The organism is Streptomyces sp. NPDC039430, from assembly GCF_055639435.1.
Window position 1 is genome coordinate 101,806 of record NZ_JBVKAK010000006.1, and the last position, 26,694, is coordinate 128,499.

General features: G+C 71.4%; 20 protein-coding genes. 12 read left to right on the forward strand and 8 right to left on the reverse strand.

The features are described from left to right. Positions 1-99 precede the first annotated feature (99 nt). The 3 genes from ACZ7LS_RS17105 to ACZ7LS_RS17115 form a co-directional block, all read right to left on the reverse strand. Positions 100-864 (reverse strand): GNAT family N-acetyltransferase, encoded by a 765-nt coding sequence (locus ACZ7LS_RS17105; RefSeq protein ID WP_382516855.1) that lies wholly within the window; start codon positions 862-864, stop codon positions 100-102. A 17-nt stretch (positions 865-881) separates the two neighbouring features. Further along, on the reverse strand, positions 882-1,814 hold the full coding sequence (locus ACZ7LS_RS17110) for an NADP-dependent oxidoreductase (RefSeq protein WP_385133499.1): 933 nt from the start codon (positions 1,812-1,814) through the stop codon (positions 882-884). Positions 1,815-2,060: 246 nt separating this feature from the next. Next, positions 2,061-4,646 carry a PA14 domain-containing protein gene (locus ACZ7LS_RS17115; RefSeq protein WP_382516109.1) on the reverse strand — a complete coding sequence of 862 codons (2,586 nt, stop codon included), beginning with the start codon at positions 4,644-4,646 and terminating at the stop codon, positions 2,061-2,063. A 289-nt stretch (positions 4,647-4,935) separates the two neighbouring features. On the opposite strand from ACZ7LS_RS17115, the gene ACZ7LS_RS17120 reads away from it, so the two are divergent. The 5 genes from ACZ7LS_RS17120 to ACZ7LS_RS17140 all read left to right on the forward strand — a co-directional run bounded on the left by ACZ7LS_RS17120 (position 4,936) and on the right by ACZ7LS_RS17140 (position 10,757). Next, entirely contained in the window at positions 4,936-5,997 is a 1,062-nt protein-coding gene (locus tag ACZ7LS_RS17120) for a LacI family DNA-binding transcriptional regulator (protein WP_382516107.1), read from the forward strand. Positions 5,998-6,163: 166 nt separating this feature from the next. After that, positions 6,164-7,255, forward strand: coding sequence for an ABC transporter substrate-binding protein (locus ACZ7LS_RS17125; RefSeq protein ID WP_382516104.1), 1,092 nt, complete (start codon positions 6,164-6,166; stop codon positions 7,253-7,255). Between the two features lies 1 nt (position 7,256). After that, a complete protein-coding gene (locus ACZ7LS_RS17130; RefSeq protein WP_382872059.1) occupies positions 7,257-8,771 on the forward strand; it encodes a sugar ABC transporter ATP-binding protein in 1,515 nt (504 codons plus the stop codon). Continuing rightward, a complete protein-coding gene (locus ACZ7LS_RS17135) occupies positions 8,764-9,729 on the forward strand; it encodes an ABC transporter permease (protein WP_382516099.1) in 966 nt (321 codons plus the stop codon). The genes ACZ7LS_RS17130 and ACZ7LS_RS17135 overlap by 8 nt, the downstream gene beginning before the upstream one ends. A gap of 47 nt (positions 9,730-9,776) precedes the next feature. Beyond that, positions 9,777-10,757 carry an ABC transporter permease gene (locus tag ACZ7LS_RS17140; RefSeq protein ID WP_382665275.1) on the forward strand — a complete coding sequence of 327 codons (981 nt, stop codon included), beginning with the start codon at positions 9,777-9,779 and terminating at the stop codon, positions 10,755-10,757. A 100-nt stretch (positions 10,758-10,857) separates the two neighbouring features. Here the strand turns inward: ACZ7LS_RS17140 and glgC are convergent, their stop codons facing one another. The 3 genes from glgC to ACZ7LS_RS17155 form a co-directional block, all read right to left on the reverse strand. Beyond that, the gene (gene glgC, locus ACZ7LS_RS17145) at positions 10,858-12,075 is read right to left on the reverse strand and encodes a glucose-1-phosphate adenylyltransferase (protein WP_382516096.1); all 1,218 of its coding nucleotides are present in this window, start codon (positions 12,073-12,075) and stop codon (positions 10,858-10,860) included. A gap of 65 nt (positions 12,076-12,140) precedes the next feature. Next, positions 12,141-13,313, reverse strand: coding sequence for a glycogen synthase (gene glgA, locus ACZ7LS_RS17150; protein ID WP_382516094.1), 1,173 nt, complete (start codon positions 13,311-13,313; stop codon positions 12,141-12,143). A gap of 43 nt (positions 13,314-13,356) precedes the next feature. Next, positions 13,357-14,103: a (2Fe-2S)-binding protein gene (locus ACZ7LS_RS17155; protein WP_385133493.1), complete on the reverse strand. Its 747-nt coding sequence runs from the start codon at positions 14,101-14,103 to the stop codon at positions 13,357-13,359. A gap of 118 nt (positions 14,104-14,221) precedes the next feature. On the opposite strand from ACZ7LS_RS17155, the gene ACZ7LS_RS17160 reads away from it, so the two are divergent. Further along, positions 14,222-15,265, forward strand: a complete 1,044-nt coding sequence (locus tag ACZ7LS_RS17160; protein WP_382872064.1) for a DMT family transporter — start codon at positions 14,222-14,224, stop codon at positions 15,263-15,265. Here the strand turns inward: ACZ7LS_RS17160 and ACZ7LS_RS17165 are convergent. Beyond that, entirely contained in the window at positions 15,146-16,480 is a 1,335-nt protein-coding gene (locus ACZ7LS_RS17165) for a peptidoglycan DD-metalloendopeptidase family protein (RefSeq protein WP_385133490.1), read from the reverse strand. The genes ACZ7LS_RS17160 and ACZ7LS_RS17165 overlap by 120 nt on opposite strands. Positions 16,481-16,720: 240 nt before the next feature. Between ACZ7LS_RS17165 and ACZ7LS_RS17170 the strand changes: the two genes are divergently transcribed. Beyond that, entirely contained in the window at positions 16,721-19,288 is a 2,568-nt protein-coding gene (locus ACZ7LS_RS17170; RefSeq protein WP_385133488.1) for a glycoside hydrolase family 3 C-terminal domain-containing protein, read from the forward strand. 16 nt (positions 19,289-19,304) lie between these two features. Next, positions 19,305-20,444: a LacI family DNA-binding transcriptional regulator gene (locus ACZ7LS_RS17175; protein ID WP_382516081.1), complete on the forward strand. Its 1,140-nt coding sequence runs from the start codon at positions 19,305-19,307 to the stop codon at positions 20,442-20,444. 52 nt (positions 20,445-20,496) lie between these two features. Here ACZ7LS_RS17175 and ACZ7LS_RS17180 read toward each other — a convergent pair whose 3' ends face one another. Next, the gene (locus tag ACZ7LS_RS17180; RefSeq protein ID WP_382665176.1) at positions 20,497-21,909 is read right to left on the reverse strand and encodes an ROK family transcriptional regulator; all 1,413 of its coding nucleotides are present in this window, start codon (positions 21,907-21,909) and stop codon (positions 20,497-20,499) included. Positions 21,910-22,051: 142 nt separating this feature from the next. Between ACZ7LS_RS17180 and ACZ7LS_RS17185 the strand changes: the two genes are divergently transcribed. From ACZ7LS_RS17185 to ACZ7LS_RS17200, 4 genes are read left to right on the forward strand one after another with little or no spacing between them, the layout of a single operon-like run. Beyond that, the gene (locus tag ACZ7LS_RS17185) at positions 22,052-23,362 is read left to right on the forward strand and encodes an ABC transporter substrate-binding protein (RefSeq protein WP_382516077.1); all 1,311 of its coding nucleotides are present in this window, start codon (positions 22,052-22,054) and stop codon (positions 23,360-23,362) included. Positions 23,363-23,372: 10 nt separating this feature from the next. Continuing rightward, positions 23,373-24,386 (forward strand): carbohydrate ABC transporter permease, encoded by a 1,014-nt coding sequence (locus tag ACZ7LS_RS17190; protein WP_382665178.1) that lies wholly within the window; start codon positions 23,373-23,375, stop codon positions 24,384-24,386. Then, entirely contained in the window at positions 24,379-25,245 is an 867-nt protein-coding gene (locus tag ACZ7LS_RS17195) for a carbohydrate ABC transporter permease (protein WP_382516071.1), read from the forward strand. Before ACZ7LS_RS17190 ends, ACZ7LS_RS17195 begins: the two co-directional genes overlap by 8 nt. A 20-nt stretch (positions 25,246-25,265) precedes the next feature. Then, complete coding sequence (locus ACZ7LS_RS17200) at positions 25,266-26,621, forward strand: GH1 family beta-glucosidase (protein WP_385133482.1); 1,356 nt, start codon at positions 25,266-25,268, stop codon at positions 26,619-26,621. The last annotated feature ends 73 nt before the right edge of the window (positions 26,622-26,694 follow it).

Consider the following 26,694-nt stretch of genomic DNA (forward strand, 5'->3'; position numbering starts at 1 on the left):
TACGCCGGAGTCCCCGATGGGGCTTTCATGGCTGTTTGCGGCCATCCCCGCAGGTCAGGAGCATACCGACGCGCCGGGGGCCAACAAAATCCCACTATCTTAGCCGGTCCCGCCGCCGGCCTCGACGCTCCGGGACTCACCGGCCGGGACACGGACCCCGAGGAACCTCGTCGTCCGGCGCAGCCGGAAGCCGAGCGTCTCGTACAGCCGGATGGCGTTCGTGTTGGAGGCCGCCGCGTGCAGGAACGGCTGCTCACCGCGGGCGCGGATGGCGTCGGCGACCGCGAGGACGAGGCGGGCCGCCAGGCCCTGGCCCCGGAACGCGGGGTCGGTGCAGACGGCGCTGATCTCCGTCCAGCCCGGCGGGTGCAGCCGCTCCCCCGCCATCGCCGCCAGCGCCCCTTCGCGGCGGATGCCGAGATACGTGCCCATCTCGATGGTGCGCGCCAGGAACGGGCCCGGCTGGGTGCGCTCGACCAGGTCGAGGATCTCCGGCACATCGGCGGGGCCGAGGAGTACGGCCTCCTCGTCCGGTGCGGTCCTGATGTCCGTGCCGACGAGCTGTACTCCGTCGGCGCTGAAGGTGATCTCCCAGTCGTCGGGCGGCGGCACCCGGTAGCCGGCGAGCGCCAGCGAGCCGCCGGGGCCCGCGAGCGCGGCGGCGTCGGCCCAGTCCGCGGCGTCGGGGTCGTCGGGCAGCGCCAGCCACGGCGAGACGTCGGGCGGATAGCGCAGCAGCCGGCCGCGCCGCTCGGCGAAGTGCGCGTGCGGTCCGGTGAGCGAGGCCAGCGCGGGATGGTCCAGCGGGTGGCCCGGCACGGCCGGGGACGGCTCCGGCGCACGGGGAGCGGGCGGACGGGATATGGCCCCCGGCGTGCCGGTCACGCGCCCACCTCGATCACGATCTTCCCCTGGACGTGCCCGGCCTCGACCGCGCGCAGCGCCTCGTCCGCCCGCTCCAGCGGGAAGGTACGGGTCACGAACGGCCGCAGGGCGCCGCTCACCGCGAGCCTCGCGACCTCGTCGAGGACCGCGGCCGTCCGCTGCCGTACGACCACCGCGCCGCCCAGCTGGGGAACCGTCGCCTTGTCCGCCACGCTGAACAGTTTCGTGCGGTCCACGAGCAGCTCGGCCACGGCCTTGAGATCGTCGCCGCCGACGAGGTCGAGGACGGCGTCCACGCCGTCGGGCGCCACGGCCCGTACGCGCGCGGCGAGGTCGGGTCCCGGCTCGACGTGCACGGCGCCCAGGGACTCGGCGAACTCCTTCTTGCCCGCGCTCGCGGTGCCGATGACACGCAGTCCCGAGGCGCGTGCGAGCTGGACGGCGGCCACGCCCACACCCCCGCCGGCGCCGGTGACCAGCAGGGTGGCGCCGGACGGCAGATCGGCCTGGCGTACGGCGTCGTACGCGGTCGCCGCCGCGACGGGCAGGACGGCCGCGTCCGTGAACGACAGCGCGTCCGGCTTGTGCGCGGTGATCCCGGCCGGCAGCAGGGTGTACTCCGCGTATCCGCCGGTGAGGGTGGAGCCGAAGACCGCGTCACCGACGGCGAAGCCCTCGACGCCCTCGCCGACCTCCTCGACCACGCCGGAGGCCTCACTGCCCAGTGTCTCGGGCAGCGAGGCGGGCGGCGCGCCGGGCCTGCGGTAGCCGGCGCGCAGCTTCCAGTCGACGGGGTTCACGCCCGCCGCGCGTACGGCCACCAGCAGCTGGCCGGGGCCGGGGCTCGGTGTCGGCCGGTCGACGAAGGTCTCCGCCTCCGGACCGCCGTGCCGGGTGAAGACGTACGCCTTGGACGTGGCCCTGGGCATGAAGGCTCCTCGCTCTGGCCGGTGGCTTCCGTCGCCGCCTCCGCCCACGTCGGACGCGGTGACAGCAGATTCAAGGTGGATCACCGGTCAGCCTATTCCCGAGGTCACACGGTATTCACGGGGGCCGGGCGTGCGTGCTTCGCGAGGGCCGGGCGTGCGGGCGGCCCGGCGGCGGCGAACCCCGGTCCGCCCGGCATACGGGCGGACCGGGGTCGGGGCCGGATCAGGACGTGCGTACTCCTCGGATCAGGAGGTGGCGCACTCCATCGACGCCGGGTCCGAGGCGTCACGGATCAGCGCGTCGTGCGCTGCCTTGAGCCGTTGGACGTCGGGCTTCATCACCTTGCGGTCGTAGGTGAGCAGTCCGTTCAGCTCTCCCTCCACATCGCTGATCTGGGTGTAGACCGCGCCGTTGCTCCCCTGGCAGGCGAGCTTGCGGACATTGCCGAGCTGGGCCAGATACTCGTCGGTGTAGGCGGCCTGGTCGACGCCCACATAGGTGTGCTGCACCGGCCAGGCGTGGCCGGGCACCGCGAGTCCCAGTCCGCCGTACTCCCCGCTGACCAGCGCCCGTTTCCCGTCGGGCGCGGGCAGTTGCGGGCTCGGATAGCCGTGAGCGTCGGCGATGTCGCCGTTGCCGCCGTCGACCGCGCCGCAGCAGTTGACCCCGCTCATGTTGTTCACCAGCCGGCTCGGGTCCCACGCCTTGGCCTGGTCGGCGATCCGCGCCTGGTCGTACTGGCCCCAGCCCTCGTTGAAGGTGACCCACATGACCACCGAGGGGCTGCTGCTGTGCTGGTCGATCATCTTCTTCATCTCGTGCTCGTACTGGGCGCGGGACGCGGCGTTCGGCGTGATGGTGTTCATCGCCGGCATGTCCTGCCAGACGAGCAGTCCGAGCCGGTCCGCCCAGTAGAACCAACGGTCCGGCTCGACCTTGATGTGCTTGCGTACGGAGTTGAAGCCGAGCTTCTTGTGCATCTTGAGGTCGTACGCGAGCGCCTCGTCGGTCGGCGCGGTGTGCAGCCCGTCGGGCCAGAAGCCCTGGTCGAGTGTGGCCATCAGGAAGGTCGGCTTGCCGTTGAGCACCGTACGCGGCGCTCCGTCGACCTTCTCGACCGTGAGGGAACGCATCCCGAAGTAGCTGCCGACCTTGTCCTTTCCGGCCGTCACCTCCAGCCGGTAGAGATACGGATCGTCGGGCGACCACAGACGCGGGTCGCGGACCGGCACGCTCAGGGTGCTTCCGGCGCGGCCGGTGACCGTGCCGACCTTGCGCTTTCCTTCGTACGCGGTGGCCGTGACCGGCACACCGTCCCGGATCCCGCGCACCTCGACGGCGAGCTTCTCGCCCGCGACGTCGGGGGTGAGCCCCAGCGAGCCGACGTGGTCGGCGGCGACCGGTTCCATCCAGACGGTCTGCCAGATACCGGAGGACGGGGTGTACCAGATGCCGCTCGGGTCCAGGCGCTGCTTGCCCATGGGCGGGTTCTCGCCGCCCGCCGCGTCCGTCGGGTCGTAGACGCCGACGATCAGTTCCTGGGTGCGGCCGGGCTTGAGCGCGTCGGTGACATCGGCGCTGAACCGGTCGTAACCGCCCTTGTGCTCGGTCACTTTGGTGCCGTTGACGTATACCTCGGCCTGCCAGTCGACGGCGTCGAAGTTGAGGTTCAGCCGCTTGTCCTGGCCTATCCGCCAGTTCGGCGGCACGGTGAAGGTGCGGCGGTACCACATGCGGTCCTCGTGCCGTTCGATCCCGGAGAGCTGTGACTCCACGGGGTACGGGACGAGGATCCGCTCGCGCAGTGTGGTGCCGACCGGCGGGCGCTCGCCCTTCTCGGCGGCGGCGAACTGCCACTGTCCGTTGAGGTTCTGCCAGGCGTCGCGGGTCAGCTGCGGCCTGGGGTACTCGGGGAGCGCGTTCCCGGGGCGTACGTCCTTGGCCCAGGGGGTGGAGAGCTGGTACTCCGAGGTGTTGGGCCCGCTGCTCCAGAAGGCCGCGACGGGCTTGCCCTGTTGGGCGGCGAGCCCGCCCGCGCCGTCGTAGCGCAGATCCGCGGATCCGCCCTTGCCGACGACCGGTTCCTTCAGGGTGACCAGCAGCCTCCTGGCGTCCCCGGGGTCGCTCCGCACGCTCCCCAGCGGCCAGGCCGCGCCGCCGATGACCGCGCTGAGATGCGAGGCGAGTCCGGCGGGCGGGGCGGCCAGCTTCTGGACGAAGTCGAGCCGCAGGGTACGGCCGTCCGGCAGGACGGTGGCGGCGGTGGCGCCGTCGTAGGCGAAGCCGTCGGGCAGCCGGAACGCGGACTGGGGCACCGGCCGCTTGCTGCCACCGGGCTCGGTCCACCTCAGGTGGAGGTTGGAGCCTCCGTAGTGCTCGAAGTACTCGACCTTGATGTCGTAGGCCCGGTCCGCGGTGAGTTCGAGGGACGGGGAGGTCTGCTCCTTCTCCCAGTCGTCGACCCAGTGGTCGATGGCGATCCGGCCGTCGATCCAGAGCCGGAATCCGTTGTCGCCGGTCATCGAGAAGGTGTGCGCGCCGGTGGTGGCCGGAACGATCTTCCCGGTCCAGCGCACGGTGACGTCGTCGGCCTGTCCGGTGGCGGCCGTCAGCCGCGGTTCCAGATTGCCGAAGTCGATGGACGGGTCGAACCCGGTGGCCTTGAGTTCGTGGAAGTCGAAGGCCCCGGGGGCGGACTGGGTGTAGTACTCGCCCTTGAGCCCATGGGCCTCGACCGGGTCGTCGGCGGCCGAGGCGGCGGGGACCGCGGTGAGTCCCGCGAAGCCCAGGACGGAGGCGAGCAGGAGAGCCAGTTTTCTTCGGATGCGCACATGTCCTCCTTGTGGCCAGTGCCGCGACCGGCGGTGTCCGTCCGTCGGGAAGCGGCGTCGGGCGCGTGCCGGACGTCGTGACGGGGCGGGCACCACCGGGAGGGACACTGGGGTGGCGGCTCGTTGCGACAGTCTGTACAACGTTGGAAGGAACGGCAGTTGGCATGACAGCATGCCGTTCCGCCCGCTGTCCAGGGTCAGGACACAGCGCGGGCCGATGCCATTTCCATCGATGTACGAACAGGGCAGGGGGCGGGCCCGCGGGCGCCGCCCCGGAGGGGAAGTGCGGGTGTCCGTCAGCCTCAAGGACGTCGCGGAACGAGCGGGCGTCTCCATCAAGACCGTCTCGAATGTGGTCAACAACTACCGTCATGTCACCCCGGCGATGCGGGCCAGGGTGCAGCGGGCGATCGACGAGCTGGGCTACCGGCCGAATCTGACGGCCCGTCACCTGCGCAAGGGCCGTACGGGCATCCTCGCGCTGGCGGTGCCCGAGCTGGGCAACCCGTACTTCGCCGAGCTGGCGGGCGCGGTCATCGACGTGGCCGCCGAGCACGAGTACACCGTGCTGCTCGACCACACCGGAGGCCGCCGGGAGCAGGAGATCCTGGTCAGCCAGGGGTTCCGGGCACAGGTCATCGACGGGCTGATCCTGAGCCCCATCGAGCTGGAACGGGAGGATCTGCTCGCCCGCGACCACGACGCGCCGCTCGTGCTGCTCGGCGAGCGGGAGTACGACCTGCCGTACGACCACATCGCGATCGACAATGTCGCGGCGGCCAGGACGGCGATACGGCATCTGCTCGCCGTGGGCCGGTCGAGGATCGCCTTCCTGGGCGCGCGGACCGACCGGGTCAACGAGCCCTCGCATCTCCGGCTGCGCGGCTGGCGCGCGGAGCTGACCGAGGCGGGGCTGCCGGCTCCGGACTCGATGATCGCCCCGACCGGGGGCTGGGACCACGCGGACGGCGCGGCGGCGATGGCGCGGCTGCTGGACTCCGGGGTGCTGCCGGACGCGGTCTTCGCGTACAACGACCTGATCGCCATCGGCGCGATGCGGGTGCTGTCGGAACGGGGGCTGCGGGTCCCCGGCGATGTCGCGGTGGTGGGATTCGACGACATCACCGAGGGCCGCTACGGCACGGTGACGCTGACCACGATCTCGCCCGACAAGCAGACCATCGCCCGGCTCGCCGTGCAGTCGCTGGTGGCGCGGCTGCGGGAGACGGCGAGCGTCGCGGACGACCCGGAGACGCCGGGCGGGGCCAGGCCCCCCGGGAGCACGCGCGCGCGTGAACTCCGGGCCGATTTCAGGCTGGTGGAGCGGGAGAGCACGGTCGGCGGCGGGTGACCGCGGCGCTCCGGGTGTTCTCCGCCGTTATCGCGCGAAGGGTTTACAGGCTCCGTACAACGATGTAAAAACCCTTCCGAACGATCTCAACGCACAGCACCTCTGTACGAGTTGACCTCCCGTGAGCGCCCTGCGCGCCGGGGCCGCGCCGAGATGGGGTTCCGCCATGAAGCCGTCCGTCGTCCGCCGTACCACCACCACGACCGTTCTGGCCGCGAGCCTGGCCGCCACGCTCGCGCTCACCGGCTGCGCGAAGTCCGAGGACGACGCCTCCGGCGACAAGAGCGCCTCCGCCGGGGCGGAACCGGGCCAGCTGGTCGCCTCGCCCGGCGCCGGAGGCTCCAAGACCTGCACCATCGAGCGGTTCGGCGGCGAGAAGACGGATCTCGCCGGCGCGACCGTCGGCTTCTCCCAGTCCGAGAAGGAGGCCAACCCCTTCCGGATCGCGGAGACCGCCTCCATCAAGGCCGAGGCGGAGAGGCGGGGCGTCAAACTGCTGACCGCCAACGCGCAGACGCAGTTCTCCAAGCAGATCAGCGATGTCCAGGACCTGATCGCCAAGGGCGCGGACCTGCTGGTGATCGCCCCGCTGAACTCCGACGGCTGGGGTCCTGTGCTGCGTTCGGCGGCCGCCAAGAAGATCCCGATCGTCACCATCGACCGGAAGATCAACGCGACCCCCTGCAAGGACTATGTGAGCTTCATCGGCTCGGACTTCGTCGAGCAGGGCAAGCGCGCCGCGGACCGGATGATCGAGGCGACCGGCGGCAAGGGCAAGGTCGCGATCCTGCTCGGGGCAGCCGGAAACAATGTCACCACCGAGCGCACGAGCGGGTTCAAGGACCAGATCGCGGCCAAGGCCCCCGGCCTGGAAGTGGTGTTCGAGCAGACGGGTGAGTTCGCGCGGGAGAAGGGCCAGCAGGTCACCGAGCAGCTCATCCAGTCGAACCCGGACATCACCGGGATCTACGCCGAGAACGACGAGATGGGCCTCGGCGCCGTCAACGCCCTGAAGAGCGCGGGCAAGAAGGCGGGCGCCGTCAAGATCGTGACGGTCGACGGCACCCGCAACGCCGTGCAGGGCATCGTGGACGGCTGGATCTCCGGGGTCATCGAGTCCAACCCGCGCTTCGGGCCGCTGGCCTTCCAGACCCTCGACGCGTTCACCAAGGGCGAGGAGGTCGCCCAGGACATCGTCATCCAGGACAGCGCGTACACCGAGAAGAACGCCGCCGCCGATCTGGGCAAGGCCTACTGACGTGCTGTCGGTGACCGGACTGTCGAAGACCTTCCCCGGCGCGCGGGCCCTGGACGGCGTGGACTTCGCCGTCGGCCCCGGCGAGGTCCACGCGCTGATCGGTGAGAACGGCGCCGGCAAGTCCACCCTCATCAAGCTGCTCACGGGCGTGTACCGGCCGGACGAGGGCGAGATCCTCTTCCGGGGCGAGCCGGTGCGGTTCGCCACCCCGCTGGAGGCGCAGCACGCCGGGATCTCCACCATCTACCAGGAGGTCAATCTCGTCCCGCTGATGAGCGTGGCCCGCAACCTCTTCCTGGGGCGCGAGCCCCGCGGCGGGCTCGGGCTGATCGACTTCGGCCGGATGCACCGGGAGGCGGACGAGGCGCTGCGGGCGCTCGGGCTGCGCGTCGACGTACGGCGGCCCCTGCGCACGCTCGGCGTCGGCGCCCAGCAGATGGTGGCGCTGGCGCGGGCCGTCTCGGTCGACGCGCGGGTGGTCATCATGGACGAGCCCACCTCCTCGCTCGAACCGCGCGAGGTCCGCACCCTGTTCGAGGTGATCAGGATGCTCAAGGGCCGCGGCATCGCGGTGGTGTATGTCAGCCACCGGCTGGACGAGCTGTACGAGGTCTGCGACACGGTCACCGTCCTGCGCGACGGCAAGCGGGTCCACACGGGTCCGATCGCGGATCTCGACCGGCTGCGGCTGGTGTCGCTGATGCTGGGACGCGAGATGGGCGAGGTGCGCGGCGAGGGGCTCACCAGATTCACCGGCGGGCACGACACCGGCACCGAACCCGTCCTCGAAGCACTGGATCTGACGGTCCGTCACCAGCTGGACGGGGTGTCGGTGCGGGTGCGGCCAGGCGAGGTGGTGGGACTCGGCGGGCTGCTCGGTTCGGGCCGCAGCGAGACCGCGAAGGCCATCGCCGGGGCGCTGCCGCCCGACTCGGGCCGCGTGCTGGTGGCGGGCGAGCCGGTGCGTACCGGCTCCACTCCCGCCGCGATCCGGGCGGGCATCAGCCTGCTGCCCGAGGACCGCAAGGCCGAGGGGATCGTTCCCGGGCTCTCCGTACGGGAGAACATCGCCCTGGCCGCGCTGCCGGGACTCTCCCGCTTCGGCCTGGTCGACGACGCCCGGATCGACCGGGTGGTGGACACCTTCATGAAGCGGCTGCGGATCAAGGCGTCGGGACCGCACCAGAAGGTCGGCGAGCTGTCCGGGGGCAATCAGCAGAAGGTGCTCCTCGCCCGCTGGCTCGCGATGCGGCCCAAGGTACTGCTGCTGGACGAGCCGACCCGGGGCATCGACGTCGGGGCCAAGGCCGAGGTGCAGCGGCTGATCGACGAACTCGCCGGCGAGGGGCTCGGGGTGCTGCTGATCTCGTCCGACATGGAAGAGCTGATCGAGGGATCCGACCGGGTCGTGGTCCTCAAGGACGGCGCCGTGGTGGCGGAGCTGACCGGAACCGATGTGACGGAGGACCGGCTGCTGCACGCCATCGCCTCACAGGGGGGAGCCCGCGATGACTGACCTGGCGGCGCCCAGGCGCGTACCGCTCGACCGCGCACGGCTGCTGACGCTCCTTCAGGAGTACGGCGTGTACGCGGGCGTGGCCGTCCTGCTGCTGGCCAACGCGCTCTTCACCCCGCACTTCCTGTCCGCGGAGAACTTCCGTACCCAGGCCGTGCAGGTCGCGCCCGTCCTCATCGTGGCGCTCGGCATGGCACTGGCCATCGGCAGCGAGGGCGTCGATCTCTCCGTCGGCTCGGTGATGGCGCTGTCAACGTCCCTGCTCTCCCTCTACCTGGGGTACGGGCCGTGGATCGCGCTGATCGTGGCGGTCATCGGCGGGGCCGCCGTGGGACTCGCCAACGGCTCGCTGATCGCGTTCATCGGGGTGCAGCCGATCGTGGCGACCCTGGCGCTGATGGTCGCGGGGCGCGGCGTCGCGCTGGTGCTGCTCCCCCAGCTCAAGGACGTACGGGACCCGACGATGGCCTCGCTGGGCTCCGGGGATCTGCTCGGCATCCCGTATGTGGTGCTGATCGCGGCCGTACTGGCGCTCGCCGTCGCCTTCACCGTACGGCGCACGACCTTCGGCCGGCAGCTGCTCGCGATCGGCGACAGCCGGCCGGCGGCGAAGCTCGCCGGGCTCCCGGTGCGCAGGGTGCTGATCGTCGTCTACATCTGCTCGGGTGTGCTCGCCGCGATCGCGGGGGTGCTGGCCACGGCGCGGCTCCAGGCGAGTGACCCGACGTCGCTCGGCACGCTGATGGAGCTGTCCGCGATCACCGCGGTGGTGGTGGGCGGTACGCCGCTGAGCGGGGGCCGGATCAGGATCGGCGGCACGGTGGCGGGCGCCGTACTGATCCAGTTGCTGACCGCCACGCTCATCAAGCACGATCTGCCGCCGTCCTGGACGCAGATCGCCCAGGCCGTGGTGATCGTGCTCGCGGTCTACGCGGCACGGGAACGGGGGAAGCGGTGACCACTGTGCGGACCGGGACCGGACCCAGGGAGCGGGGACTCCCTCCACTGGAGGAGGAACCGCTCGGCGCGAGCCGGGCCGAACGGCTCAGCGCGCTCGCCCAGCAGCACGGCGCGCTCGTCACCCTCGTCCTGGTGGCCGTCGCCGCCTCGATCGGCTTCGACACCTTCCTGACGGGCGACAACCTGGAGAACATGGCGGTCTCCTCGGCCTTCCTCGCCGTCGTCGCCCTCGGCATGACCTTCGTCATCATCACCGGCGGGATCGATCTCTCGGTGGGCTCACTGTTCGCGCTCGGCGGGGTGCTCGCCGCGTGGGGCTCGCAGTACGGCACGGCGGTCGCGCTGCTTCTGCCGCTCGCGGTGTGCGGACTGATCGGACTGGTCAACGGGTTGCTGATCGCACGGGCCCGGCTCGCGCCGTTCATCGTGACCCTGGCGGCGATGCTGCTGGCGCGCGGTGTCCTGCTGTCGGTCACCGACGAGGGCTCGAAGACCTATCTGGTGGACGAGCACTCCTTCTTCGCCCGCCTCGGCCAGGACAAGCTGCTCGGGATCGGCCTGCCGGTATGGATCACCGCGGCACTCTTCGTGCTGGGCGCGATCGCACTGCGCCGGAGCCGCTTCGGACAGTATGTGTACGCGGTGGGCGGCAACGAGGACGCGGCGGCGCTTATGGGCGCGCCGGTGGCCCGTACGAAGATCGCCGTCTACGCCCTCTCCGGTCTCTGCGCGGGCCTGGCCGGCGCGCTCAACGCGGCCTGGCTGGTGTCGGGCGTGACCATTCTCGGTGCGGGAATGGAGCTGGAGGCGATCTCCGCCGTCGTCATCGGCGGCACGCTGCTGACCGGCGGCTTCGGCTTCATCAGCGGTTCGCTCGTCGGCGTACTGCTGCTGAAGGTCATCCAGAACGTGATCAACCAGATCGGCTCGCTCGACTCCGCGTACCAGCAGGTGGTCAGCGGGGCGTTCCTCGCGGTGGTGGTGATCGCGCAGACCTGGCTGGGCCGCAGACGCCGGATGCTGTGACGCGACCGGCGAGCGGGAAGGAGGCGCGTCCGGTCTCCGCTCACCGGGGCGCGGGCGCGTCCGGCCTCCTCCCGCGGGGCCACGGGACGGGCGGCGGGCGTCAGGCGACCGTCTGCCCCTTGCCCAGCGCGATGATCCCGTTCCTGGAGACCGTGTACAGCTCCCGGTCGCGGTCCGGGTTGACGCCGATCGTCGCGCCGGGTGGTACGTCCACGTTCTTGTCGAGGATCGCGCCGCGCACCACCGCCCCACGCCCCACCCGTACGTTGTGGTGCAGCACGGACCCCTGCACCACCGCGCCCTCCGCCACCACCACGCCCGGGGAGAGCACGGAGCGGGTGACCTGGCCCCGGATGACGCAGCCGGGGCCGACGACGGACTCGCTCGCGATGCCGCCCGACACGAAGCGCGCGGGCGGGAGCTGGCCGGAGTGCGTGTAGATGGGCCAGCGGCGGTTGTCGAGGTCGAAGGCGGGGTGCTGCGAGATCAGGTCCATGTGCGCGTCGTAGTACGAGTCGAGCGTGCCCACGTCCCGCCAGTAGCCGTGCTCGCGCGGTGATTCGCCCGGTACGTGGTTGCCCTGGAAGTCATAGACCTGCGCCATGCCCCGCTCGGTGAGCATGGGCAGGATAGAACCGCCCATGTCGTGTACGGAGTTCTCGTCCTCGGCGTCCCGGTGCAGCGCGTCGACCAGGACCTTCGTGGTGAAGAGGTAGTTGCCCATCGAGGCGAACACCCGCTCCGGGTCGCCCGGCAGGCCGGGCGGGTCGGCCGGCTTCTCCAGGAAGCCCCGCACCTGCGTGCCGTCCGCCGCGGGCGTGATGACGCCGAAGGACGCGGCCTCGGCGCGCGGCACCCTGATGCCGGCGACGGTGACGCCCGCGCCGTTCTCGATGTGCTGCCCGAGCATCTGCCGCGGGTCCATCCGGTACACATGGTCGGCGCCGAACACCGCTATGTAGTCCGGCTGTTCGTCGTGGACGAGGTTGAGGGACTGGAGGATCGCGTCGGCGCTGCCCAGATACCAGCGCGGTCCGAGCCGCTGCTGGGCGGGGACCGGGGTCACATAGTTGCCGAGGAGGCTGGACATCCGCCAGGTGGTGCTGACATGGCGGTCCAGGGAGTGCGACTTGTACTGCGTGAGCACGCAGATGCGCAGGATGTCGGCGTTCACGAGATTCGAGAGGACGAAGTCGACGAGGCGGTACGTACCGCCGAAGGTCACCGCGGGTTTGGCCCGGTCGGCGGTGAGCGGCAGCAGGCGCTTGCCCTCACCGCCCGCCAGTACGATCCCGAGCACCGAAGGTCCACCGCGCATGGCCGCTCCCTTTGTCCGGACCTGCTGGGTATCTGTATCTGTGCCTGTTCCCCACGTGGCCGTGGTTACCGCGACGTGAGCAGTTCCTCGTACACCGCGTACGTACGGCGGGCCACCTGGTCCCAGCCGAACTCCCGTACCGCGCGCCGCCGGCCCGCGGCTCCCATCCGGGCCGCCGACTCCGGATCGTCGAGCACGCGGTTGAGCGCTTCGGTGAGCCCCGACTCGAAGGCTTCCGGATGGCGTTCGTCGTACGGCACGAGCAGGCCCGTACCCCCGTCGTCCACGACCTCGGGGATTCCGCCGACCGCCGAGGCGACCACGGCCGTCCCGCACGCCATCGCCTCCAGATTGACGATCCCGAGCGGCTCGTACACCGAGGGACAGGCGAACACCGCCGCGTGGGTGAGGAGTTGGATCACCTCGGGGCGCGGCAGCATCTCGGGGATCCAGTGCACACCGTCGCGTGTCCGGCCCAGCTCCTCGACCAGCTCACGGAACTCCGCGCCGATCTCGGGGGTGTCCGGGGCGCCCGCGCACAGCACGAGCTGGGCGCCGGGGTCCAGGGCGCGGGCGGCGCGCAGCAGATGCGGGACGCCCTTCTGGCGGGTGATACGGCCGACGAAGAGCACGAAGGGGCGGTCCGGGTCGATGCCGATCCGGTCCAGTACGGCGGTCCCCGGGTCCGGGCGGTAGAGGCGGGTGTCGATGCCGTTGTGGACGACCCGCACCCTGTCCGGGTCGAGCGAGGGATAGCAGGCGAGGATGTCGTCACGCATGCCCCGGGAGACGGCGATGACGGCGTCCGCGCCCTCGACGGCCGTGCGCTCGGCCCAGCTGGAGAGGGCGTAACCGCCACCGAGCTGCTCGGCCTTCCAGGGGCGCAGCGGCTCCAGGGAGTGCGCGGTCATCACATGCGGGATGCCGTACAGCAGCTTGGCGACATGGCCGGCGAGATTGGCGTACCAGGTGTGGGAGTGGACCAGTTCGCGGCCCTCCAGGGCGGCGGCCATCGCCAGGTCCACCGAGAAGGTGCGCAGCGCGTCATTGGCTCCGTCGAGTCCCGCGGCGGCCCGGTGGCGTACCACCCCGGCCGCGCCTTCCGTGCCGTCGCCGCCCCAGCAGTGCACCTCCAGCTCGGTCAGGGAGCGCAGCTCGCGTGCCAGGAACTCCACATGGACGCCGGCACCGCCGTAGACATCCGGCGGATACTCGCGGGTGAGCAGTCCGAGTCTCACGCCATCCCCCCGTCCTCGCCCGGCGATCGCAGCCCTGTCATGGTCACCCGGAAACCGCCGGCGCGGAAGACCGCCGGGGCGGCCGGTCGAAGACGCAGTCCCCGCACAGCCCGCCCGACGGGCACCGGTAGTGAAGGCAGCAGCTGCGCCGGCGGAACGATCCGGCCACCGGACCGCCCGTGGCGCGCAGGTCGGGGTGGGCGAACAGCTCCGCGGCCAGCGTCCCGGCCCGTGCCGCCGCCTCCGGCCTGCCGTTCCCCTCCGCCCAGACGGTCAGTTCCCGTACGGCTCCGGCCAGCGCGGAGCCCGCGTTGCCCCACAGCAGCCGGGGCGAGATCCGGCCGTCACGCCGCAGTGCCTCGGCGAGCGGGACGAGATGGCCGTACTGCACCACCTCGCGCACGGCCTCGGCGGTGCCGGGCAGCGCGCGCGGACCGGTCAGCAGGAGGTCGTCCGGAGAGGTCCGGTCCGGGTCCCAGTGGAGGCGGCGCGGGTCCAGATCGGGGACCGCGTCCGCGAGTACGGCGCAGCCGAGCGCGATCGACCAGAGCCGGGCGGCGAGGCCGAGCTGCGCCACGGAGGCGCCGATCCTGCGCTCGGGGGCGCGCAGCCGGGCGGTGACCTTGTCGACGCGGGCGGTGAGCGGGGCGGTGTCGCCCTCGTACACCCGGGCCAGTGGCACCTGGCCGGCGGTGGGTGTTCCCGTGCGCAGGGCGAAGAATCCGCCGACGGCGGCGACCCGCGCCAGGGCCGCCGGCCCTGTCAGGTCCGTACCGTCCGCCCGGTCCATATCCCGCCATCCCCTCCGTAGGACTACATCCCGCCCCACTGTGTACTACGAGAGCAGTACGCCGAAATGACCTCTCCAGGACGACGCCGAGACCACGCCGACAGGAGATCGTTGGCGCATGAGTGCACTCGCGCTGTCCGTGCTGCTGTCGCTGGTCTCGGCGGTCGCCTACGCCGCCGGGGCGATTCTCCAGGAACGCGTCGCGACGGACACCCCCGACCGGCCGTACGCCCCCCTGCACCACGGGGTCTGGTGGGCCGCGATGGCGCTGAACGGCCTGGGCGCGGTGCTGCATGTGGTCGCGCTGGCGTACGGGCCGCTCAGTCTGGTCCAGCCGCTCGGTGCGCTCACGATCGTCTTCGCGCTGCCCATGGCGGCGCTCCTCGTCGGGCGCAGGGCCGGGCACACCGCCTGGCGGGGCGCGGTCATGGCGTCCGTGGGGCTGGCCGGACTGCTGGCGCTGACGGACGGCACCGACTCGCGGTCGCTGGACGGTGTGGAACGGCTGGTGCTGGCGGCCGCGACCTTCGGAGCCGTGGGGCTGCTCTTCCTGGTCGCGCAGTCGGTGGGCCGCCCGGTCGTACGGAGCATGCTGCTGGCGGGCGCGGCCGGTGCCGCGTTCGGCATCGGGTCGGTCTTCACCAAGACCGTCGCCGTGGACTGGACCTCGGACGCACCGACCGTACAGGCGCCGAGCCTGGTGGTGATCGCGGTCCTCGCGGTCTGCGGAACGCTGCTCTCGCAGGCCGCCTACCGGGGCGCCGGGCTGACCGCGCCGCTGGCCACGGTGACCGTCGTCAATCCGGTGGTGGCGGCGGCCGTGGGACTCACGCTGTTCGGGGAGCAGTTCAGGTACGGCGTGCTCGGTACGGTCCTGGCGCTCGGCTCCGGTGTGGTCGCGGCGGGCGGGCTGATCCTGCTCACCACGGAGCGGCTCGCCGCACAGACGCGGGAGGCACGGCGGCACGCGGGGCGGGGCGAGGGGGCGTCGGCGGCCCGGCCGCCGTCATGGGACCGGAGGCCGGACGACACCGACGCCCTGTCAGATCCTGACGCCGAGCGCCCGCAGGTAGGCGAGGGGGTCGATGTCGGAGCCGTACCCCGGCCCCGTACGCATCTCGAAGTGGAGATGCGGTCCGGTGCTGTTACCGGTGGACCCTGACCGCGCGATCCGCTGGCCGCTGCCGACCTGCTGGCCCTCGCGCACATTGAGCGCGGAAAGATGCGCGTACTGGCTGTACTTGCCGTCTCCGTGCCGGATGACGACCTGATAGCCGTACGAACCCTCCCAGCCCGCCGAAACCACACGCCCGGCGGCGACGGCCTTCACCGAGGTGCCGGTGGGGACCGGGAAGTCGACTCCCGTGTGATAGCCGCTGGCCCAGGAGCCGGACTGGCGGTACGGGGTGCCGGTGGAGGCGGAGACCGGGGCCGTGGCGCCGGCCGTCCTGGGCTTCTCGGCGCGGACGGGCGTCTTGGCCTGCTCGCGCTTCTCCGTCTCCTTCGGCTTCTCCGCCTGCTTCCGCTTCTCGGTCTGCTGGGGCTTCTCGGCCTGCTGGGGCTTCTGCGCCTCCTGCTTCGCCGGGGCGGCGGGCCTGGGCTGGGCGACGGGCTTCGCCGACTGCTTCGGCTTCTCGGCCGGGGCGGGCTTCGCCTCGGGCTGTGCCGGGGCGCTGCCCTTCGGCGGCGCCTGGACATGCAGGACGAGCTTCTGGCCCGGGAAGATCAGATCGGGGTCGCTGCCGATGAGCCGGCGGTTCTCCTCGTACAGCCGCTGCCAGCCGCCCTTGACCGACTCGTCGACGGCGATCTCGGAGAGCGAGTCGCCACGGGCGACGGTGTAGCCCTCGCGCTGCGTCGGCACGGAGGTGGGCGACGCCTTCTCACGCGCGACGGGCGCGCTCTGCGCGCGAATCGGGCCGCTGGTCTTCTGGGTCGCCGTGCGGGGCGCGTTCGAGGCGTCGCGGGCCCGGTCGGGAGAGATGTCCGGCGCGTCGCCGCCCCGGGTCAGTCCCGCGCGGACCGAGCAGGCGGGCCAGGCGCCGGGGCCCTGCCCCTTGAGCACCTTCTCCGCGACGGCGATCTGCTGGTCCTTGGTCGCGAGGTCGGCGCGCGGGGCGTAGCTCCCGCCGCCGTACGCCTCCCAGGTCGACTGGGTGAACTGGAGCCCGCCGTAATAGCCGTTATCGGTGTTGATCTGCCAGTTGTTGGTCGACTCGCAGGCCGCGACCTTCTCCCAGACATCGACCGAGGCCGCGTGCGCCGTGCCCACCGCGATGAACGGCAGCGCCATCCCCGCGCCGCCGGCCGTGACAGTCAGGGACGCGCGGTTGATACGGCTCGGCTGGTATCGGCGGTGCCGACCGGTTGCGGCCATGGCTGGGCTCCCCCACTGGCTGTAGGACACGTCACAAGCGGCCAACTTAGAGGCTCGGCACAGACCATGACAAGGCCTCGACTACACCCCGGCCGTCCCTGAGCACCCAGCGTGCCACCCCGGACCCGGCCGCGTCTCAAGGAGCCGCGTATTGGCGGCCGTTGACAGGGCCGCCGGAGTCCGGGGAATCTGTGCGAGGGGAGCAGGAGAGCGCTCTCCCGTCGTACGGAGGGGGCAGGCATGGGCGGGACGGGCACGGGCGGGGCCGGCGGGGACGACGGCGGCGGGAACGGAGCCGGTACGGACAGGGCGGGCCTGACCGACGAGGAGATCGGCCATCTGCTGGAGAAGCTGGATCTCGGTCAGAAGGTGCGTCTGCTGACAGGCGCGAGCACCTGGCGCACCCACGCCGAACCGGCCATCGGGCTGCGGGCGCTCACCTTCTCCGACGGGCCCGCGGGGGTACGGGGAGACGCCTGGGACGAACGGGACACCTCGCTCGTCCTGCCCTCCCCCACCGCGCTCGCCGCAGCCTGGGACGACGGACTGGTCGCGGAGCTGGGCGGCCTGCTCGCCGCCGAGGCCCGGCGCAAGGGCGTGGACGTCCTGCTGGCGCCCACCCTCAATCTGCACCGGTCACCGCTGGGCGGACGGCACTTCGAGTGCTTCTCCGAGGACCCGCTGCTGACGGGGCGCACCGGCGCCGCGCTCATCCGCGGCGTCCAGGCCGGCGGAGTCGCGGCCACCGCCAAGCACTTCGTCGCCAACGACGCGGAGACCGACCGGCTCACCGTGGATGTGCGCGTGGACGAACAGACGCTGCGCGAGGTCTATCTCGCTCCCTTCGAGGCCGCCGTGGAGGCCGGTGTCCGGGCGGTGATGTCCGCGTACAACCAGGTCAATGGCGTCACGATGGCGGCGGCGCCGCTGCTGGAGCGACCGCTCAAGAGCGAGTGGGGCTTCGCCGGGCCGGTGGTCTCCGACTGGGGCGCGGTGCGCTCCCTGCTCGACACGGCCCGCGCCGCGCAGGACCTGGCGATGCCCGGCCCCGACGGTCCGTGGGCCGACGGGCTGCGCGCCGCCGTGGAGCGGGGGCTCGTTCCCGGGGAACGGATCGACGACAAGGTGCGGCGGCTGCTGCGGCTGGCCGACCGGGTGGGCGCCCTGGGGCCGCGGCCCGCGAAGCCCCCGTCCGTCGCGCCGGGGGCTCCTTCGCGTGCGCTGCTGCGCCGGGCGGTCGCCGCGGGCGCCGTCCTGCTGCGCAACGAAGGGGAGTTGCTGCCCCTGGACCCCGCGCGGCTGCGCTCCGTCGCGGTCATCGGGGCACATGCCGCCGCGGTACGGATCCAGGGCGGCGGCAGCGCCGAGGTGTTCCCCGCCTCACTGGTCTCCCCGCTGGACGGTATCCGCGCGGCTCTGGACGCGACCGCCGAGGTGGCGTACGCCCCCGGCCTTCCCCCGGGCGCGCTGCCCCGGCCGCTGGACCCCGTACGGGCCGACGGGCTGTCCACCCGCGATCCGGCCAGTGGTGAACCGGGCGTGCTGGTACGGCTGCTGGACGCGGACGGTGCCGAACTCCACGCGGAGCACCGGCTGTCGGGACGGATCGTGGAACCGGCCAGGGTGGCGGGCGCGGAGACCGTCGAGATCCGGGCCCTGATCCGGCCCCGTCAGGGCGGCGATTGGACGCTCGCGGTCGGCGGCTGGGGACCGCTGTCCCTCTCCGTCGCGGGCCGGACCCTGCTGTCCGGCGCCTTCCCGCCGGACTCGGACGATCCGACCCGGGTCCATGTCGCCCCGCCGTACCGGTCCGTGCGTACCGCGCTGGCCGCCGGCGAGGAGGTGGAGGTGGTCGTGGAGCGCGGACTCGCGCCCGGTACCGGTGTGGCGACGATCCTGGCCGCCGCCCCGCCGCCGGGCGACGCCGCGACGGCGCTCGCCACGGCCGTCGCCTCGGCCCGGGACGCGGACGTCGCCGTGGTCGTCGTGGGTACCACCGAGGAGAGCGAGTCGGAGGGCCGCGACCGTGACACACTCGCGCTGCCGGACGGCCAGGACGAGTTGGTACGGGCCGTCGTCCGCGCCAATCCCCGTACGGTCGTGATCCTGAACGCGGGCGGCCCCGTGGCGCTCCCCTGGCGCGCGGAGGTGCCCGCGCTGCTGCTCGCCTGGTTCCCGGGGCAGGAGGCCGGGGACGGGCTGGCCGACGTACTGTTCGGCCGCGCCGAGCCGGGGGGCCGGCTGCCCACCACCTGGGCGGCGGCCGAGGAGGACGTGCCCGTCCTGCGCACCCGCCCGGAAGGGGGCCGGCTCCCCTACACCGAGGGCCCGTACATCGGCTACCGCGCCTGGCTGCGCTCGGGGACCTCTCCCGCCCACTGGTTCGGCCACGGCCTGGGCTACACCGAGTGGACGTACGGGGCGATGGAGGCACCGGACGAGGTGATCGCGGGCGAGCCCTTCGACGTACGGGTACGGCTGCGCAACACGGGCCGCGGGCGGGGCCGCGAGGTGGTCCAGCTCTATCTGGCCGGGCCCCCGTCCGCAGGGGAGCCGGGGGTTCGGCGGCTCGCCGGCTACGCGGCGGTCGTCGCGGACCCGGGCGAGGACGTCGTCGCGGTGGTACGGGTGGCGGGCCGGGCGACGGAGCGCTGGTCGGCGGAGCGTCACCGCCGGGAGCCCGTACCGGGCGAACTGCTGCTGAGCGGCGGCCGGTCGGCCGGAGACCTGCCGCTCAGCACGGTGATCACGGCGTCCGCGCCGCCGGAGCGCACGGCGGGGACGGCCACGGAGAGCGCTCTCCGCTGATGCTATAAATGGGGGCATGACGGAAGACCCGAGACCGGCCGGTTCACCCACGCTGGAGGATGTGGCGCGAGCGGCCGGCGTCTCCCGCGCCACGGTCTCACGGGTCGTCAACGGAGTCCGCAATGTCGACCCGGTGATACAGGAGTCGGTACGGCAGGCGGTGGCCGCGACCGGCTACACCCCCAACCGCGCGGCCCGTTCGCTGGTCACCCGTCGTACGGACGCGATCGCCCTGGTGGTCTCGGGCGCGGGAGACGATCCGTCTCCGCGGGACGAGGCCACCGGCCCGTACCGCGCCGGACCGGCGGGCGCCGCGGGCGGCGCGCGGCACGGCGACGAGCCCGATGGCGGGGCCGGATCCTCCTTCACCGCCCAGGTCTTCGCCGACCCGTTCTTCGGCCGGGTGGTGACGGGGATCGTCAGCTACCTGCGCCCGCGCGGGATGTATCCGGTCCTGATGTTCGCCGAGACCTCGCGCGCCCGCGACGAGGTCGTCTCGTATCTCCGTCAGGGCAGCGCCGACGGCGCCCTCGTCGTGTCGACGCATGCCGACGATCCGCTGCCGGCCCTGATCACGGACGCCGGGCTGCCCGCCGTTCTGTACGCGCGCCCCTCCCGGCCCACCCGCATCAGCTATGTCGATCTCGCCCACCAGGACGGCGCGCGACTGGCCGCCGAACATCTGCTGGCGCGCGGCTGCCGCCGGATCGCCACGATCACCGGTCCGCTGGACGTGCCCGCCGGGCAGGACAGGCTGGCGGGTTTCCGCGACACGATGGCGCGCGCGGGGCAGCCGTACGTCCCCCTGGCCGAGGGCCGGTTCACCCAGGAGAGCGGTGAGGCGGCCATGGCCCGGCTGCTGGCCGAACACCCCGATCTGGACGGGGTGTTCGCGGCGAACGACCTGATGGCGGTGGGTGCCTGCCATGTCCTGCGGGAGCACGGCAGGCGGGTGCCCGAGGACGTGGCGGTGATCGGGTTCGACGACAGCAGCGCGGCCGTCGCGTGCAGGCCGCCGCTGACCACCGTCAGGCAGCCGGTGGAGGAGATGACGGCGGAGATGGCCCGGCTGCTGCTCGACCGGCTGGCCGGGCCGGACCGTGCGGTGACGTCGGTGATCTTCGAACCGTCGCTGGTGGTACGCGGATCGGCCTGAGGTTCCGCGTACAGCCCCCGCCGGACCCGGTTCCGGATCGGGGCCGCACCCGTCAGGGAAGCTCCCCCGGTGTGGCGGACGTCGCGGAGGAAGCGGGCGACGAGGAAGAAGCGGGCGCGGAAGCGGGCACCGGGGCGGACGGCGCCGGGGCGCGCCGCCAGCGCTGTTGTGCCGCCACCCCGCCCGGCTCCGCCGGCCCCGCCTGACCGGGAACGCTCGGGCGGCTCCCGCCCCGTGCGAGGAACGCGGCGAGCGGCAGCGTGGCCGCGCCGACCGTGACCGCGTCAGGACCCAGTTCGCCCAGCTCGATCGTGGTGCGCGCCGCCGCGTGGCCGAGCGCGTACTGCTCCGCGTGGCGCCGGATCGCGGGCAGCAGGCGCGGCCCGATGAGCAGCCCGGCCCAGCCGCCGAGCAGGATCCGCTCGGGCAGGAACAGATTGATCAGATCGCCGACGGCCGCGCCCAGGCATTCGGCGGTGTCGTCCAGGAGCGAGACGGCCAGCGGGTCGGGCGGGGGGCCTCCGGGCCCGGGGAAGGCCGCGACCAGCAGGGCGGCGAGCGCGGTCTCGTCGTCCGCGTCCTCGGGGAGCGAGCCGCCCGCCTCGTACCAGCGTTCGCGCAGCGCCTCCGCTCCGGCGTACGCCTCCAGACAGCCGATGGAGCCGCAGCGGCAGCGGCGGCCGCGCATCCGCACGGTGGTGTGGCCCCATTCGAGGGCGCTGCCCCGGCCGCTCTCCTCGATCAGGGCGCCGCCGTGGATGACGCTCGCGCCGATGCCGGAGCCGATGAGCGCGATGGCGGCGGTGCCCGCTCCCCGGCCGCCGCCGAACCACATCTCGGCCTGGCCGAGGGTCTTGGCGCCGTTGTCGATGAACAGCGGCACTTCGGAGGGCACGTCGAGGACGGCGCGGAGCAGCTTCTCGAAGGGCACCGCGTGCCAGCCGATGGTGGGGCCGTGGACCGTGGCTCCGGCCGGCCCGCCGCGCTCGATGATGCCGGGGACTCCGATGCCGATACCGAGGAGCCGTTCCGGGTCGGCCCCGGCGTCGCGCAGCACATCGGCGACACCGATACGGATGTGGTTCACGATGCGTTCGACGTCGTAGCCGTGCCGGGCGGGGCCCAGCAGCCGGTCGGTGCGGGCGAGTTCGGTGAGCGACAGATCGAACAGCTCGACGCGGACCCTGGTCTCCCCCAGGTCGATGCCGATGAGCAGGCCGCCGCCGGGGGCGACCCGCAGCAGGGTCCGGGGACGGCCGCCGTCGGAATCGACGACGCCGGCTTCTTCCAGGAGGCCCTCGGCGGCCAGTTCCGCAACGACGTTGCTGATGGAACCTGAACTCAGTCCGGTGGCGGGTCCGAGCTCCTGGCGGCTCAGCGGACCGTCGAAATACAACCGTTGCACAACCCGGGCACGGTTCCCCCGGCGCAGGTCACGCACCGTCCGTCTGTTGCGTTCTGCCATGTTGCTCCTTCCGTGGACGCAACATACCCCGGTCACAGGCCTTGACGCGACCTTCTCTCACCTCTTAAATCACGTCATAAATTAAGTCATGGAGGCCGTTCGACTCTCGAACGCAGCCATCCCCGGAAAGGGGCCACCTCTCATGCGCAAAGTCAGAGCCGCAGCAGCCATCGCCCTCGCCAGTACCCTCACCGCCGTCGCCGGTTGCGGCGGAGGCTCCTCGTCCGACGGCGGCAGCAACGAGTCACCGAAGACCCTCACCTACTGGGCGTCCAACCAGGGGCCCAGCATCGAGGCGGACAAGAAGATACTCACCCCCGAACTGAAGAAGTTCGAGAAGGAAACCGGGATCAAGGTCAAGCTGGAAGTGGTCCCCTGGGCCGACCTGCTCAACCGGATCCTCGCCGCCACCACCTCGGGACAGGGCCCCGACGTGCTGAACATCGGCAACACCTGGTCGGCCTCGCTCCAGGCCACCGGCGCGCTGCTGCCCTGGGACCAGAAGAACTTCGACGCGATCGGCGGCCGGGACCGGTTCGTCGACTCGGCGGTCGCCTCGGCCGGCGCGGAGGGCCAGGACCCCTCCGCCGTGCCGCTGTACTCGCTGGCGTACGCGCTCTACTACAACAAGAAGATGTTCGCCGACGCCGGGATCTCGCAGCCCCCGGCCACCTGGGACCAGTTGATCGCCGACGGCAAGAAGATCTCCAAGGACGGCAAGTGGGCGCTCGGCGCCGAGGGCTCCAACCTCTCGAACAACATCCACCAGGTCTTCGCCCTCGGTAAGCAGCACGGAGCCGACTTCTTCGACAAGGACGGCAAGGCGACGTTCACCTCCGACGGCGCCGTCGCCGCCGTGAAGCAGTACGTCGACTTCATGGCCAAGGACAAGATCATCGCTCCGGGCAACGCGGAGTACGCCCAGAACCAGTCCCTCCAGGACTTCGCCAAGGGCAAGACGGCCATGGTCCTGTGGCAGGCCGCGGCCTCGACCTTCGCCTCCCAGGGCATGAAGCCCGAGGACTGGGGCGTGGCGCCCGTTCCCGTCGCCTCCGGCGCCCCCGGCACCGGCCAGAACATCAACTCCATGGTCGCCGGCATCAACATCGCGGTGTTCAACAACACCAAGAACATCGACGGCGCAAAGAAGTTCGTGAAGTTCATGACGAGCGACGCCGAGCAGACGCTGCTGAACAAGACCTACGGCTCGGTCCCGCCCGTCAAGGCCGCGCAGCAGGACCCGGCGTTCTCCGCCTCTGACGTGAAGGTCCTGCGCGACACGCTGGCCACCAGCGCCGCGCCGCTCCCCCAGGTCGCGAACGAGTCGCAGTTCGAGACGACCGTCGGTACGGCCGTCAAGGGGCTGTTCGCCGACGCCGCGGCGGGCAAGCCGGTGACCACCGAATCCGTCAAGGCCGCCCTGACCAAGGCCCAGCAGCAGATGACGCAGTGAGGCTCTCCCCATGACCGCCACCGTGACACCCAGCAGTGGGCACAAGGCGGGCGATACGGAGAAGACGGACGGTGGGGGTGTGCGCGGACGACGTCGTCTTCCGCGCATCCCCGACCGGATCCGTCAGGGCGGTCTGCCCTACCTCCTGCTGCTGCCCGCCGTCGTGCTCGAACTGCTCATCCACATCATCCCGATGGTGATCGGGATCTGGGTGAGCTTCCGGCAGCTCACCCAGTTCTTCATCCGGAACTGGGGCAACTCCCCCTTCGCCGGTCTCGACAACTACAAGATCGCCATCGATTTCGACGCCCCGATCGGTCAGGCGCTGCTCCACTCCTTCCTGGTGACCTGCGCCTTCACCGTGCTCTCGGTCGGGCTGTCCTGGCTGTTCGGTGTGACGGCGGCGATCATGCTCCAGGAGAACTTCCGCGGCCGGAGCATTCTGCGGACGATCTTCCTCGTCCCGTACGCCCTGCCCGTGTACGCGGCGGTGATCACCTGGGCGTTCATGTTCCAGCACGACAACGGCATCATCAATCACATCCTGCACGACCAGCTCGGCCTCACCGACAAGCCGTCGTTCTGGCTGATCGGCAACAACAGCTTCATCGCGCTGGTCGTCGTCTCGCTCTGGAAGTCCTGGCCCTTCGCGTTCCTGATGCTGATGGCCGCTCTCCAGAACATCCCGCGTGATCTCTACGAGGCCGCCTCCATCGACGGAGCGGGCATCTGGCAGCAGATCCGCAAGATCACGCTGCCGTCGCTGCGCCCGGTCAACCAGGTGCTGGTGCTGGTGCTGTTCCTGTGGACGTTCAACGACTTCAACACGCCGTATGTGCTGTTCGGCAAGTCGGCGCCGGAAGCGGCGGATCTGATCTCGATCCATATCTACCAGTCGTCGTTCGTCACCTGGAACTTCGGTTCCGGCTCCGCGATGTCCGTCCTGCTGCTGCTCTTCCTGCTGCTGGTCACGGCGGTCTATCTGTTCGTCACCTCCCGGGGAAGGAGGGGCTCGGATGCCTAGCTCCCGGCCCAGGTCTCCCATCGCACCGCCGCGGTCGTTCATCTGGACACGCCGTGTCGTGCTGACGGTGCTGGCGGCCTTCGCGCTGCTGCCCGTCTATGTGATGGTCAGCAGCTCGCTCAAGCCGCTCCAGGACGTCGCCGGCAAGTTCCAGTGGTTCCCGACGAACCTGACGATCCGCCCGTACTTCGACATCTGGAAGACCGTCCCGCTCGCCAAGTACTTCGTGAACTCGCTGATCGTGGCGGGCTCGGCGACCGTGCTGTCCGTGGTGATCGCGGTGTTCGCCGCGTACGCGGTGAGCCGCTACCGCTTCCGCGGCAAGCGTGTCTTCACCGTCACGGTGCTCTCCACCCAGATGTTCCCCGGCATCCTCTTCCTGCTCCCGCTGTTCCTGATCTTCGTCAACATCGGGAACAGCACGGGTGTCGAGCTCTACGGCTCGCGCGGCGGTCTGATCCTCACCTATCTCACGTTCTCGCTGCCGTTCTCGATCTGGATGCTGATCGGCTACTTCGACTCCATCCCGAGGGAACTGGACGAGGCCGCCATGGTGGACGGCTGCGGACCGATCCGCGCCCTGTTCCGGGTGGTGGTGCCCGCCGCGGTCCCCGGGATCGTCGCCGTCGCGGTCTACGCGTTCATGACGGCGTGGGGCGAAGTCCTCTTCGCCTCCGTCATGACCAACGACACCACCAGGACGCTCGCCGTCGGTCTCCAGGGCTACGCCACCCAGAACGACGTCTACTGGAACCAGATCATGGCGGCTTCGCTGGTCGTCAGCGTGCCGGTGGTCGTCGGGTTCCTTCTTCTCCAGCGCTACCTCGTCGCCGGCCTGACCGCGGGCGCCGTGAAGTGACCCCTCCAGAAAGGCAGTCCGTGAACGACCTCAACGCCCTTCCCCACGATTTCACCTGGGGCGTCGCCACCGCCGCGTACCAGATCGAGGGAGCCGTGGCCGAGGACGGCCGTGCCCCCTCCATCTGGGACACGTTCTCGCACACCCCGGGCACGATCGACAACGACGACAACGGCGATGTGGCCTGTGACCACTACCACCGGGTCCCCGAGGACATCGGGCTGATGAAGCGGCTCGGCGTGGACGCGTACCGCTTCTCGCTCGCCTGGCCGCGGATCGTCCCCGGCGGCGACGGACCGGTGAACAGGGCCGGCCTGGACTTCTACGACCGGCTGGTGGACGGCCTGCTGGAGGCCGGCATCACGCCGTTCGCCACGCTCTACCACTGGGATCTGCCGCAGGCGCTCCAGGACCGGGGCGGCTGGCCGGTACGGGACACCGCCGAGCACTTCGCACGGTACGCGTCCGTCGTCGCCGAGCGGCTGGGCGACCGGGTCAAGGACTGGGCGACCCTCAACGAGCCGCTGTGCTCGTCCTGGATCGGGCATCTCGAAGGCACGATGGCGCCGGGGATCACCGATCTCACCGCGGCCGTACGCACCTCGTTCCATCTCCACCTCGGACACGGCCTGGCGGTGCAGGCGCTCCGCGCGGCGTCCTCGGACGCCCGGGTCGGTATCGTCAACAACCTCAGCCCCATCGAGCCTGCCAGCGACAGCGAGGCCGACCGCGCGGCGGCGGTACGGGCCGACGGCCACACCAACCGCTGGTGGCTCGACCCGATCCACGGCCGCGGCTATCCGCAGGACATGCTGGAGCTGTACGGCGTGGAGCTGCCCGCGCGCCCCGGCGATCTGGAGACCATCGCGGCGCCGCTGGACTGGCTGGGGCTGAACTACTACTTCCGCCAGATCGTGCGGGACGACCCGACCGGGGCCGCCCCGTTCGCCAAGCAGGTCGACGTACCGGACGCGCGCCACACCCATATGGGCTGGGAGGTGCACGCCGACGGTCTGGAGCAGCTGCTGCTGCGGCTCACCGAGGAGTACGGCGCGCGCCGTGTCTATGTCACCGAGAACGGCGCGGCGTTCCCCGACACCGTCGCGGCGGACGGCACGGTCGACGACCCCGAGCGGGCCCGGTATCTGGAGGAGCATCTGGCCGCCTGCGCGCGGGCGGTGGCGAAGGGCGCCCCGCTCGCCGGGTACTTCGCCTGGTCGCTGATGGACAACTTCGAGTGGGCGTACGGCTACGACAAGCGGTTCGGTCTGGTCCATGTGGACTACGAGACGCAGCGGCGCACCATCAAGGGCAGCGGCCACCGCTACGCGGACATCATCCGCGCGGCGAACGCCCGGGGCCGCGAGGCCGCCTGACCCCGGACACCCAGCGGCGAAGGCCGGAGCCGCCACCCCTTACCGACGGGGTGGCGGCTCCGGCCGTTACGGA

Coding starts and splice junctions, on each gene's coding strand:
- ACZ7LS_RS17110 (WP_385133499.1), bottom strand. CDS start 1,814: ATGCCCAGGGCCACGTCCAAGGCGTACGTCTTCACCCGGCACGGCGGT.
- ACZ7LS_RS17125 (WP_382516104.1), top strand. CDS start 6,164: ATGAAGCCGTCCGTCGTCCGCCGTACCACCACCACGACCGTTCTGGCC.
- ACZ7LS_RS17135 (WP_382516099.1), top strand. CDS start 8,764: ATGACTGACCTGGCGGCGCCCAGGCGCGTACCGCTCGACCGCGCACGG.
- glgC (WP_382516096.1), bottom strand. CDS start 12,075: ATGCGCGGTGGACCTTCGGTGCTCGGGATCGTACTGGCGGGCGGTGAG.
- ACZ7LS_RS17155 (WP_385133493.1), bottom strand. CDS start 14,103: ATGGACCGGGCGGACGGTACGGACCTGACAGGGCCGGCGGCCCTGGCG.
- ACZ7LS_RS17160 (WP_382872064.1), top strand. CDS start 14,222: ATGAGTGCACTCGCGCTGTCCGTGCTGCTGTCGCTGGTCTCGGCGGTC.
- ACZ7LS_RS17165 (WP_385133490.1), bottom strand. CDS start 16,480: ATGGCCGCAACCGGTCGGCACCGCCGATACCAGCCGAGCCGTATCAAC.
- ACZ7LS_RS17170 (WP_385133488.1), top strand. CDS start 16,721: ATGGGCGGGACGGGCACGGGCGGGGCCGGCGGGGACGACGGCGGCGGG.
- ACZ7LS_RS17175 (WP_382516081.1), top strand. CDS start 19,305: ATGACGGAAGACCCGAGACCGGCCGGTTCACCCACGCTGGAGGATGTG.
- ACZ7LS_RS17180 (WP_382665176.1), bottom strand. CDS start 21,909: ATGGCAGAACGCAACAGACGGACGGTGCGTGACCTGCGCCGGGGGAAC.
- ACZ7LS_RS17185 (WP_382516077.1), top strand. CDS start 22,052: ATGCGCAAAGTCAGAGCCGCAGCAGCCATCGCCCTCGCCAGTACCCTC.
- ACZ7LS_RS17190 (WP_382665178.1), top strand. CDS start 23,373: ATGACCGCCACCGTGACACCCAGCAGTGGGCACAAGGCGGGCGATACG.
- ACZ7LS_RS17195 (WP_382516071.1), top strand. CDS start 24,379: ATGCCTAGCTCCCGGCCCAGGTCTCCCATCGCACCGCCGCGGTCGTTC.